Source organism: Enterovibrio makurazakiensis (genome assembly GCF_050336585.1).
GTDB lineage: Bacteria > Pseudomonadota > Gammaproteobacteria > Enterobacterales > Vibrionaceae > Enterovibrio > Enterovibrio gelatinilyticus.
Genome location: NZ_JAKJSE010000009.1, coordinates 71,787 through 83,277, shown reverse-complemented (window position 1 = coordinate 83,277; position 11,491 = coordinate 71,787). Strand labels below are relative to the sequence as shown.

Genomic DNA, 11,491 nt, shown 5'->3' with positions numbered 1-11,491 from the left:
AAAGGAGAGAGTGCTCTCTCCTTTCAATATGTTGTGGTTAGTCGACACTAATTCCCAGCTTTGCCAGCAAACGCTTTGACTCCAGTTCAAGAAGGACTTGCAGCTCTTCAAACGCGCATTCGAGCAGGCTGGGCTGGTGGGTGCTTTCGTAGAAAGAACAATCATCGATACCATTATTTATATAGCAATAGTATGGGTCTCTTATTTCATCTACCCATCTGGGCAAATCGTAAAGCTCGCTTGTAAGCTCTTCCAGGTTTGCATTTTCTTTTTCAGACTTCGGTAATGACGAAAAGTGGGCAACTTCACTTGTTACTTTGGAAATAGAGGCTTTTAGTTCAACCGTCCAGTCTTCTTCGAAAGCCCACTCTCCAGATTCAAACGCTGTTGGGAATAAACTATCGACACTATCGATGAGTATGCTGATATAAGATGCGAACCATTCCAGATGTTTCTTATCACCTTTGAGGATTGTTATCCCTGAGTGGGACTTGGAGTAACGTGAGCGAGTAAGCTCTCTCACTACTGTTAACGAATGCTCTTTTTCTTGCCGCAATGAAAGCGCATGCCATTTCAGATCAAAATTGGTACTGTCTGCCGTATTTCTAGGGTTAAGGACAGCTTTTATGTCTATGTAATCTGCATTTTCAGTGACTTCCACACCAGACATTCCAAGCTGGCGTCGGTTTTCTACCTCCCAACCTCTTAGACTTTCTGTTTGCCTATCTAAGCTTTCCGATAGGACACAAAGTACGTGTTCAATCTCAACGCGATCGACAAATTGGTCAAAACTCTCTCTTGCGCAGAAAGTCGGGTCATAGTTGTTTTTACTGTAGATAGCGATAACGTCCTGTTTGTATAACCGCAAGAAGGGAGCATCGTAGAGAAGACAGGTCAGGATGCTACTTACCATCTCATCCCAGGTTGAGTCGTTGACTCGGAATACTCTTATTTCATCCATTTAAAATCACCCATCTTAAACTGTATTGCTCAATTATTCATGAGGTTACGATTAAGTACAGCGCGGAAGGTGACCTTTTATCAACTATGTAAAACGGGTCAACTAATCTGCTTGAGACCGAGGTGATATTCTCGGTTATCGATCAATAAGTTGAGGGGGGAGATGGACTCGCAATTATGTCAAATCTCTCTTGAATGTCACAAGTAGGGAAAAAGAGAGTCTATTTTCATGAATGGAATTATGTAGTGTCTTCGTTTTTGAATCGAAATAGCAACTCGATGACTCTTCGGGACAAATTACAACCTTCTAGCAATCAGAGAGTGGCTAATCCGATTAATATGAGAGAAAAGGGAAGTGTTATGTTAATGCCCTCGCTCTCATAAGAAGAAAGTCAGTGCGTGAGCTTAACTATGATAGGTCGAGTGTCAAAAGCGACTTAGCGCAGCCCTTTGGCTGCGCTGGACCGTCAAATCAATCGTTCAAGTAGCGCGAAATCAAATGCTGTTTGAAATATTCCGGGTTCAGCGGTTCACCCGTGGCCTGAATCACTAATTCATCAGTGGAAAGCGTTGAACCTTTCGACCACACATTTTCTTCCAACCATGCACTGATTGGTGAGAAATCGAGGTTCCTTAAGCACGCATCCACGTCGACGGTTTTGCGCATCGCTGCCATGAATTGAGCCGCATACATGGCACCTAATGTGTAAGACGGAAAATAGCCGAAACTTCCGTCGGTCCAATGGATATCTTGCATGCAGCCATTAGTGTATTCGCCGTCGGTTGTTAGGCCCAAGTATTCCTGCATTTTCTCATTCCACAGGGTTGGAATATCCTCAACTTCAATTTTGCCTTCGACTAGGTCGCGCTCGATCTCAAAGCGAAGAATGATGTGTGCAGGGTAGGTCACTTCATCAGCATCTACGCGGATATATCCAGGTCGGACGCGCTGGTAGAGGGCGTTGATGTTTTCTCTACTAAATGCAGCGTCATCTTGTTTGTTGAAGGCTTCTGCAGATAGCTTGGCGAGGTGGTCTACGAAAAGCGGATTTCTTCCCATTTGCATTTCAAAGAACAAGCTCTGGCTTTCGTGAATGCCCATTGAGCGGGCTTCGCCTGCGGGGAAACCGTGATAGGCTTTTGGTAAGCCTTGTTCATAGCGGGCATGACCCGTTTCGTGAACAACACCCATCAGAGCTGAGGTGAAATCTTGCTCGTCGTAGCGCGTGGTAATGCGAACATCTGTAGGCACGCCACCGCAAAATGGGTGTGTACTGACATCAAGGCGACCATGATTGAAATCGAAGCCAAGAATTTGCATCATTTGTTTGCCGAGCGCGGCTTGTTTGTCCGTTTCGAATGGACCGTTAGGTTCGTTTAACTTGACGCTACTTTGTTTATCTAGCACTTGTTGAATGAGCGCTGGTAACCATGTCTTCAGTTCACCAAAAAGCACATCAAGCTTTTCAGTTGTCATACCGGGTTCGTAAAGATCCAACATGGCGTCGTATGGTCGCATGCCGGTAAGCCCAGCGCGTGTGTTAGCTTCTTCTCTGGCTGCTTCAACAACTTTCTTGAGGTTTTCTGCAAATCCGTTCCAGTCGTTGTTGGTGCGTTGGCTGCGCCATTCGTGCTCGCATTTTGAACCAATAAGGGATTTTTTCTCAACCAACTCAGAGGGCAGTTGCGTGGCCTGCGTCCATACGCGTTTAATTTCGCGAAGGTTAATGACTTGCTCATCAGTCAGTGTTTCCGTGTCTCGCTCCGCTTCTTTAATCCAAGTGCTCATGTTTGGGTCGGTGAGTGTTTCATGGCATAGCACGGCAAGGTCGCTCATTGCATGAGAACGTGCTTCGTTGCCGCCTGAAGGCATCATTGCGGCTTGGTCCCAACCACAAATGGCGGCTAAGTGTTCATAGCTTGCGAGTTTTTGAAATTGCTTTTCTAATTTTTCTATCGCTTTCATAGTGTTATTCCATCTCGTATCTCAAATGTGAGCAGTGAAAGATTCCATTCTAACCATTCCAACATGGTAGGCTCATCAGGACGATGATAATCCTGTTACTACGCATTGTTATTATTTAGCTTAAATTTTTCGATGATGATGACGAAATCAAACGTTATCTGCTTGAAAAATCGCCGATTGAGAGTGCGTTCGAGGTGTTTTATCCTATCTTAGTGCAGCCAATGTCCTCGTTTGTTTGACATTAGCATGCGTATGTCGAGTATTCTGTAGGAAATACAAAGAAGAAGTGGATTTATGTACATTTTTGGGTATGGCAGTTTAATTAATGGCGAATCTAGACGACTGACGGGTGAGACTGGGAAGACCTTTCCAGCGCTGGTGTCTGGTTTGCAGCGTCATTGGAGTAAAGTGAGTTCAGCCAAGATGTCTCCACTTGTTGTTCGTGAAGGGGATGGTTACTGCAATGGTGTTTTGATTCATATTGACGACTCCGCGCTCGATGTTTTTGATATCCGTGAGGCAGGCTATAAACGGGTATTGTTGGACAGTGAACGCGTAGAGGTATTGGATGATGCGTTTGTTATTGATGGGCCTGTTTATGTCTACGTGACAGAAGAGGTGATTACTCCGTGCAAGGTTCAGCCAGTGGTGCAGAGTTACGTTGATACTGTGATGGCTGGTTGCCTTCGGTATTCTGCTGATTTTGCACAGACATTCGTAACAACCACTCACGGTTGGCAATATCCCCGTTTGAATGATCGTTCTCGTCCTCTTTATCAGCGTGTTGCGGGTGTGCGAAGTGAAGACCGTCCGGTTATTGATGCTTTGCTTGTAGGCTGTGAACCGACGGCTGGCATTTGATTTTGTTCAATTAATCTAAAAAGCCACGTCATAAGACGTGGCTTTTGATTTGGCGTGTCGTTTGACTAAATGTGATTACTCTTCGTAAACAAACTCAGGAGATTCAATCTCAACGCGACGGTTCTTCGCTCGGCCTTCTTCAGTATCGTTAGACGCTACTGGCTCACCTTCACCCATACCAACAACACTTAGGCGGTCTGCGCTGATGCCGTTATCGGTAAAGTAGTTAGCGACGGTTTGAGCACGCTCTTCAGAAAGCGTTTGGTTGAATGCTTCTGAACCAACGCTGTCAGTGTGACCAATGATGATAGCGGTAGACTCTTCAAAATCTTGAAGGCGCTTAAGCATTGGGTTCAGTTGTTGAGTTGCTTCGTTTGAAAGTGTTGATTTACCGAATGCGAAAAGTTCTACGTCGTCAGCTTCAGAGAATACGTATTTCTTCGTTTCGATCACTTCTTCAACAACAACGACTTCTTCGACAACCATTACTGGTTCAGGCGCAGATGTACGGCCGAAATGGAAGGTCAAACCAGCACTGATCAAATGATTATCAGCGTTGAAGTATGCTTCATCCATGTCATGAATATATTGGTATTCAAGACGAACGTTAACGAGGTCATTCGCTCGGTGATCAATACCGATAGCACCTAGTAGTGAAAGGTCGTCTTGATTGCCTGCTTTGCTATCCCAATTCCACCAAGCTGCACCGATTTTACCGTATAAGTCGGTGGCATCTGTGATACCAATGCCGAGCTTAGGTGCTAAGGTAAGTGAAGTTAGGTCTCCGCTGATTGCGCCAGGGGTTGGAGAGTAGCTGGCATCAAAATGACCAAGGTAGTCATAGGTTGATTCGATTGAAAAGCTATTACCAAAATCGTAACCCAGAATTAGACCACCACCGACATCGTTGTCGTCGCAGCTACCAATTTGGCATGCGTCGTCTAGTTGGGAAGAGCCCACTCGACCACCAAGATAAAAATTGGCATCATCTTGGGCGAATACACTTGCCACTGGACTCAAGGCCACCATCAATCCAAGGCTTATCACTGCTTTTTTCATTTGTTTTCTCCATTCCTTCTAGAGAGGGTTTGGTAAAAGAGACTCAGGTACTGCTTAACAAGTCACCAATCACTCGTTCGTATTTAGCAATTTTGTTGATCACCGAGCCTACGGCGATTTAAAGCTAGGCTAGGTGGGAAGACACTGCAACACAATAGATATGAGCAAAATTCAGGCTTTTTTAATACAACAGTGTTCAAAAAAAGTTCAATTTGGCGAGAGGTGACTAAAACTCAGTGACTTGCGGTTAGATTAGGCGTGGAATTTACAGCGTTGAGAACGATTCTTATATATTGGAATAAGGTGTAGAGGCGCCCAGAAGCGCCTACTTTTCACTATCAGTAAAGGCGTTTTGTTGCTTGTTTTCCAGACACTGGTCGACTGACCGACACTTGTTTGCCTTTTTTCATGCCTTTTTCGTAGTCGTCTGTAATACCTTTCATGGCATCGCGAAGTTGTTGCTTGAAAGTTTCACGGTCGATGTTTTTGAACTGACTATCGATATAGTCTTTGATTTTTTTGTCGGCATCGCCGTCGGGGGCAATGTTTGGGAGTTTAGCAAGTGCGCCGTCAAGCCAACCGAATGTAAACGATCCAATGCGACGGGTGATTTCGGTCTGTGACGTTCCAGTGCCTTGGAAACTGTTACGGAATTGACCGACGTGCTCATTCATTTCGCGGTAGACAATATCAAATGCAAATGCGGCAAAGATGGCTCTATCAGCATCGCCGATAAACTCTGCTTTCTTTAAACCTTTGTGATTCGTCAGGACGCACTCGACTCCGAATCGGGTGTTGATACCACGGATAATCTTAAGAATAGCGTCACTGATAGATGTCGGTAGTAAGGTTTCTGACGTGGTTTTGCCCATTCTGATGAAATCAATATCGTCTTGATCCAAGCCGTATTTTTTCATCAGGCTTTGCGCCATTTTTATCGCTTGCGCGGCTTCGTTTATGTTGGATGAGTTGCTCAGTTCCAAACATTTTGCAATCTTTTTAAGCGCTTTGCGTTTAGCGTCAGACATTCACTTCACCACTGAAAAACGGGAGCAGTATTTTACCTTCTCATCGCCAAATAACCAAATGGCATTGTTTAATTGTTGCAGGAAATTTCATTTTTAGTAGTGACTGATAGTTCCGCATCATCGGATAATGTTTTTCTTTTTCTCAAAGTTGTGAAAGATAGAGAAGCACGCCACGGTCATTATTGGCACGGATAGCTAGGGCGGGAATCTCATGCAGCAAAAAGGGTCTTTTTCTCTGAAATACATATTGATGGCGGTTCTCGCGATGACTCTCTTTGCGGCTAACTCAGTACTGTGTCGATTGGCACTTGCAGGTACAGATATTGACCCTGCTTCCTTTACGTCCATTCGGCTCGCTTCTGGAGCGGTTGTGTTGTTTGTTCTCGCTTCAGTGATGGGCAAAAAAAATGATGTACCTGAAGAAAGCTGTAAGTTAGCCAACCACTCAATGGAGCATTGGCTCGCCGCAGCAATGCTCTTCCTCTATGCTTCAACGTTTTCTTTTGCTTACCTCTACTTAGACGCAGGGATGGGGGCTCTCATCTTATTCGCGTTTGTGCAGTTGACCATGTTTGCCTATGCGCATTACAGAGAGGGTGGTGCCAGTGGACTGGAGTACATCGGTGCATTAACGGCTATCTGTGGTTTGGGGTATCTGGTGTCGCCGGGTGTCAATGCGCCTCATATGTGGGGATCGATACTGATGTCAATTTCAGGCGTGGCGTGGGGTGTATACAGTGTTCTTGGCAAAGAAATGAAGGTGCCGCAACTGAAAGCGAATTGTATTAACTTTCGTTTGAGCCTTTTCTTTGTCGTCCCGTTTTTCTTGCTCAATATCCCGATGAATACATTGTCCAAAGACGGTGTGTGGCTTGCTGTTGCATCTGGGGCTATTGCTTCAGCCATTGGCTATGCGATTTGGTATGGCGTTGTGAAGCACTTTAAAGCGACGCAAGCCGGAGTGATGCAATTGACTGTGCCTATCCTCGCTTCTTTAGCGGGATTTGCTTTTATGTCAGAGGAGATCACTATGCGTATGATGATCTCCGCCGTTGTGATTCTGCTTGGTATTACTGTGACTTTTGTTGGTCGCGAACAAAAACAGTCATCCGTGGCGTAATGGTTGGCATGAAGTGAGTGGACATCATCTGAATATAACGGCTCGATAGACTACCAAGTCGTGAACGACTGTGCGTTGTTCGGGGTCATCAGTTTGGTAGGGATAAGCACTTCTGTTCTAATTTCATCGACATCGACATCGACATCGACATCGTCTTGGCTTTCGAGCCAGTGTGCTGCAATTTTGACGGCTTCTTTGCTCATGGCATCAGGAAACTGCGTTGCAGTGCCCAGCCAACTTTTTCGTTTTTGAATCAATGCGTCTCTGGCTGCAGGGCTGCCATCGACTGACATGATAAGCGTATTGGCGTTTGCCTGAACAATGGCTTGCTCAGCGCCTAATGCTGTCCGATCATTGATCGCGAAAACACCGTCTATTTGAGAGTAAGCTTGCAATGCATACGCCATGCTTTCTAATCCGCCTTCAATGCTCGCCGTTCCGTTTAAGGAATCACTGATGACAACAAGGTGAGGGTATTGCTTCAAAGCGAGCTTACAACCCTCGACGCGCTCAATCACAGAAGACACTTGCGGACCATTAATGATCAGAATGTTCCCTTGAGTTTTTAACCCTGATGCCAAGCCTTCGCWCGCAATTTCGCCAGCCTGCATATTATCTGTTGTAATGGTCGCTGTTGCGCCACTTGCGCGTACATCAATGGCAAAAATCGGGGTGCCTTGAGAGACAATATTCTTCACTGCGGGGCCAATTTTATATTCATCTGACGCGACCAGAAAAATAAGGTCGACCTTTTCAGCGACAAACTCTTCAAGCTGCCGCACTTGTCTTGGGTGATTATAAGCGCTTGAACGAACCAGCAGTCGAACATCGTCTCCAAATGTCGTCTGTAATTCATCTCGCAGGCTGCGAACCATGGTCACAAAGTAGGGGTTAGTCAGGTCTGACACGCTAATGCCAGCCACAACGCCAGCCTGTGACCAAGGCGATAACACGCAACCGATAAAAAGCAGTAAACCGCTTATTGCTTTTGATGTACGCATCGTTCTAAACATGGCTTTCACGCTAATCGCTAACCAAGAACCGACCACATTTCATCCTCTTGATGGTATTAATGATCATGCCCATAGTTCCTCGCCCCTCCACACAACTCATCATTCACAACCCAAAACCCAAAACCCAAAACCCAAAACCTATAGCTTTTGTGTGAGTGCGGTGTAGTGCTACCGTGTATATTCGGTTGTCCCGGGTTCCATTGCGCCCGTCATAATGGCAACGGCATCTGACATGGAATGCGTCTGAGGCGAAATAATATCAACACGCTGGCCGAGTCGATGGATATGAACGCGATCAGCAACCTCAAACACATGGGGCATATTATGGCTGATTAATACCACGGGCATGCCGCGGTTTCTGACTTCTAGTATCAGATCGAGCACCTTTCTTGATTCCTTTACACCCAAAGCGGCTGTGGGCTCATCCATGATCACGACTTTGGAACCAAATAAAGCGGATCGCGCAACTGCCACGCCTTGTCGTTGTCCCCCAGACAAGGTTTCTACCGCCTGTGTAATGTCTTGAATGGTCAGCAAGCCTAATTCGGTGAGTTTCTCTTTGGCTTGCTCTCGCATGGCTTTTTTGTCGAGCATGCGAAACCATTTTCCGCGCCAATCATTACGTCTAATTTCTCGCCCTAGAAAGAGGTTGTCAGCGATGTTGAGAGCGGGGGCTACGGCAAGATTTTGATACACGGTCTCTATGCCGGCTTCTCTTGCTTGCATTGGGTTGCTAAACCGAAGAGGCTTGCCATCAAGCATGATTTCTCCCGAATCGGGAATAAGCGCACCTGAAAGGGCTTTGATGAGACTTGATTTACCCGCACCGTTATCGCCAATAACCGCTAAAATCTCGCCGGGCATTAAGTCAAAATCGGCACCATTGAGCGCGGTGACTCGTCCATAGCGTTTGACCAATCCGCGCGCTTGTAGAACTGGGGGGTGATTCGATTCACTCATGACGATACTCTCCTGATCCATTGGTCAATACTCACGGCGACAATGATCAACACACCCACAGTGAATTCTTGCCACAATACGTCTACCCCCAACAGGGCAAGGCCGTTTCTAAATATCCCCACAATCAAAGCACCGATAAGGGTGCCAAAAATTGAACCTCTGCCGCCAAATAGGCTGGTACCACCAATTACCACCGCGGTAATGGAATCAAGGTTCGCGGTGTAGCCTGCTTGTGGGCTGACAGAACCAATTCGGCCTATTAGTACCCAAGCCGCCAAGGCACAGACCACACCAGCAGTAATGTAAACCGACAGAAGAATACGTTTGGTTCGGATACCTGCAAGTCTTGCTGCGTCTGGGTCATCGCCAGTGGCGTAAACATGCCGTCCCCATGCTGTCCAGTTGAGTGCGTACCAAAATACAATAAACAGCACGAGCATGAAGATGGAACTATAGGCAATGCGAGCACCAAAAATTTCAACGGTATGACCTAGCCATTGCAGAAGTGGCGCTTGTTGATCGATGACCTGAGAGCGAATCGTTTGACTGTTTGAATACCAAAGATTCAGTGCGAAGAAGATATTCCATGTGCCTAATGTGGCGATAAACGGCGGCAGTTTAACTTTTGCCACCAACAAGCCATTAACCATGCCAGCTAATGCACCCACCAAAAGCCCTGCAAACAATGCTACAGGCGCTGGAAGTCCGAACTCAATGGCTGCTCTGCCCATAACGACAGAGCAAAGCACCATGATGGCGCCGACAGACAAGTCGATGCCCGCAGTCAAAATAATCAAGGTTTGAGCTATACCAATGACGCCAATGATGGTGACTTGTTGAAGCACCAACGAAAGGTTGAAGGGGTGGAAGAATCGGTCCCCAACCAAACTGGAGAAAAATAGTACCGCCAATATCAGAACCAAACAGGGAACGGCGGTTGGATGGTTGTGAAGGTAGAGTTGAATACGTTGAACAAAGCTCAAGTCATTGTTTGGGAGTTGGTCACCCGCAGTTCGATGACTAGCCGAGGAACTGTGAGGTGAGGGATGCTGAGGTGATGACATTTACGCGCTCCTGAGTGCGTCCGTGATTCAAAATATCCAAGCAACTTACCGCTAAGTAACTTACAGCCAATCAAACTACAGCCAATTAACTTACATCCAATCAAACTACAGCCAATTAACTTAGAGACTTAGCAGGTTTACAACAGCTGTGTGAGCCACTATTTGGTGACGTTGTCACTTGGTATTTCAGGATTGCTGATCTGTCAGAGAAGGCACTATGCCTTCTCTGATTTCGCTGTTGGAGGAGTGGTTAGCCAATGTGTTTGGCAAAAGCCCCTCAACCTGTACTTAACCCCAGCACTTAGCCTTGCCTTGTTTGGCAGTTGAAGAAGCCACACCCGCCACGGGTTCATCAGTAATCAACTCAACACCCGTGTCGTAAAATGATTTACCCGGTGTAGCACCCGGTTTCACGCCGGATTTTGCGTATTCCACCACGGCTTCTACACCTAATGACGCCATCCGAAGAGGGAACTGCATCGACGTTGCGCCGATCACACCAGCTTCAACGTTATCGACACCAGGGCAGCCACCATCGACAGACACAATCAACACGTCATCTTGTCGACCTAGTGCTTTTAAGGCTTCATAAGCGCCAGCAGCTGCAGGCTCATTAATGGTATATACAAGGTTGATGTCAGGGTCTTTTTGCAGAAGGTTCTCCATCGCACGACGACCTCCTTCTTCAGAACCTTGTGTTACGTCATTGCCAACGATACGAGGATCGTCTTCGTCGCGATTTATGTTCGGGTCATTGGTATCAATGCCAAATCCAGTGAGGAAACCTTGGTCACGAGCGACATCTACTGTGACGTTTGCGGTGCTCAAATCAAGCAGAGCGATCTTGGCATTTTTTGCGTTGTCACCCATTTTGGATTTCGCCCATTCCCCGATAAGCTGGCCGGCTTTGAAGTTATCGGTGGCAAAGGTTGCATCGGCGACGTTCGCAGGTGAAAAGGGAGTATCTAAAGCAATGACAATCACACCAGCATCTCGGGCGCGCTTAACCGCTGGCGCAAGGGCTTGAGGATCACTCGGGGTGATCAATATGCCTTTTGCTCCCGCAGCGATCAGATTTTCAATTGCTTGAACTTGTGAATCGGTATCGCCATCGAATCGACCAGAGAATGAACTGAGTTTTGCGCCCATTTCTTCCGCTTTCTCTTGCGCACCTTCCTTCATTTTGACGAAGAAGGGATTCGTGTTGGTCTTGGTAATTAAGCCGACAAGCACTTCCTCGGCGGCAGCTTGTGAGAGGGGAACAGCGGCGATGAAGGCGGCGAGAACGGTTTTACGTATCAGTGATTTCATGACAGATCTCCTTATAAACGACATGCTCCTCTGGCTCGGGTTAAAGGGGTAATGTTGTCTATCCCTTCTGTGAAAACCACAATCCGTGAGGTTGCTTCGCTAAAGAGATTGGCAAATGAAAACGAACAGTTAGTTTCAATCAGAAAATC

Annotated in this window: 10 protein-coding genes; 2 read left to right on the top strand and 8 right to left on the bottom strand. The window is 46.5% G+C overall.

The window, feature by feature from the left end; genetic code table 11:
• Positions 1-37: 37 nt before the first annotated feature.
• Both L4D06_RS07610 and L4D06_RS07605 read right to left on the bottom strand, forming a co-directional pair.
• Positions 38-961: a hypothetical protein gene (locus L4D06_RS07610; RefSeq protein WP_429738582.1), complete on the bottom strand. Its 924-nt coding sequence runs from the start codon at positions 959-961 to the stop codon at positions 38-40.
• Positions 962-1,432: 471 nt separating this feature from the next.
• A complete protein-coding gene (locus L4D06_RS07605) occupies positions 1,433-2,926 on the bottom strand; it encodes a carboxypeptidase M32 (RefSeq protein ID WP_429738580.1) in 1,494 nt (497 codons plus the stop codon).
• A gap of 294 nt (positions 2,927-3,220) precedes the next feature.
• Between L4D06_RS07605 and L4D06_RS07600 the strand changes: the two genes are divergently transcribed.
• Positions 3,221-3,787 (top strand): gamma-glutamylcyclotransferase family protein, encoded by a 567-nt coding sequence (locus tag L4D06_RS07600; RefSeq protein ID WP_429738579.1) that lies wholly within the window; start codon positions 3,221-3,223, stop codon positions 3,785-3,787.
• Between the two features lie 75 nt (positions 3,788-3,862).
• On the opposite strand, the gene L4D06_RS07595 is transcribed toward L4D06_RS07600, so the two are convergent.
• Together L4D06_RS07595 and L4D06_RS07590 are read right to left on the bottom strand one after the other, a co-directional pair.
• Positions 3,863-4,846: an OmpA family protein gene (locus tag L4D06_RS07595; protein ID WP_274162663.1), complete on the bottom strand. Its 984-nt coding sequence runs from the start codon at positions 4,844-4,846 to the stop codon at positions 3,863-3,865.
• 338 nt (positions 4,847-5,184) lie between these two features.
• Complete coding sequence (locus L4D06_RS07590; RefSeq protein WP_274162662.1) at positions 5,185-5,874, bottom strand: DUF2786 domain-containing protein; 690 nt, start codon at positions 5,872-5,874, stop codon at positions 5,185-5,187.
• Between the two features lie 211 nt (positions 5,875-6,085).
• Between L4D06_RS07590 and L4D06_RS07585 the strand changes: the two genes are divergently transcribed.
• A complete protein-coding gene (locus L4D06_RS07585) occupies positions 6,086-6,994 on the top strand; it encodes a DMT family transporter (protein ID WP_429738578.1) in 909 nt (302 codons plus the stop codon).
• A 50-nt stretch (positions 6,995-7,044) separates the two neighbouring features.
• Here the strand turns inward: L4D06_RS07585 and L4D06_RS07580 are convergent, their stop codons facing one another.
• From L4D06_RS07580 to L4D06_RS07565, 4 genes are all read right to left on the bottom strand, one after another.
• Complete coding sequence (locus L4D06_RS07580; RefSeq protein ID WP_429738576.1) at positions 7,045-8,043, bottom strand: substrate-binding domain-containing protein; 999 nt, start codon at positions 8,041-8,043, stop codon at positions 7,045-7,047.
• A gap of 132 nt (positions 8,044-8,175) precedes the next feature.
• Positions 8,176-8,967 carry an ATP-binding cassette domain-containing protein gene (locus L4D06_RS07575; protein ID WP_429738575.1) on the bottom strand — a complete coding sequence of 264 codons (792 nt, stop codon included), beginning with the start codon at positions 8,965-8,967 and terminating at the stop codon, positions 8,176-8,178.
• Positions 8,964-10,031, bottom strand: coding sequence for an ABC transporter permease (locus L4D06_RS07570; protein WP_429738573.1), 1,068 nt, complete (start codon positions 10,029-10,031; stop codon positions 8,964-8,966). The genes L4D06_RS07575 and L4D06_RS07570 overlap by 4 nt, the downstream gene beginning before the upstream one ends.
• A 288-nt stretch (positions 10,032-10,319) precedes the next feature.
• The gene (locus tag L4D06_RS07565; RefSeq protein WP_429738572.1) at positions 10,320-11,342 is read right to left on the bottom strand and encodes a sugar ABC transporter substrate-binding protein; all 1,023 of its coding nucleotides are present in this window, start codon (positions 11,340-11,342) and stop codon (positions 10,320-10,322) included.
• Between the last annotated feature and the right edge of the window lie 149 nt (positions 11,343-11,491).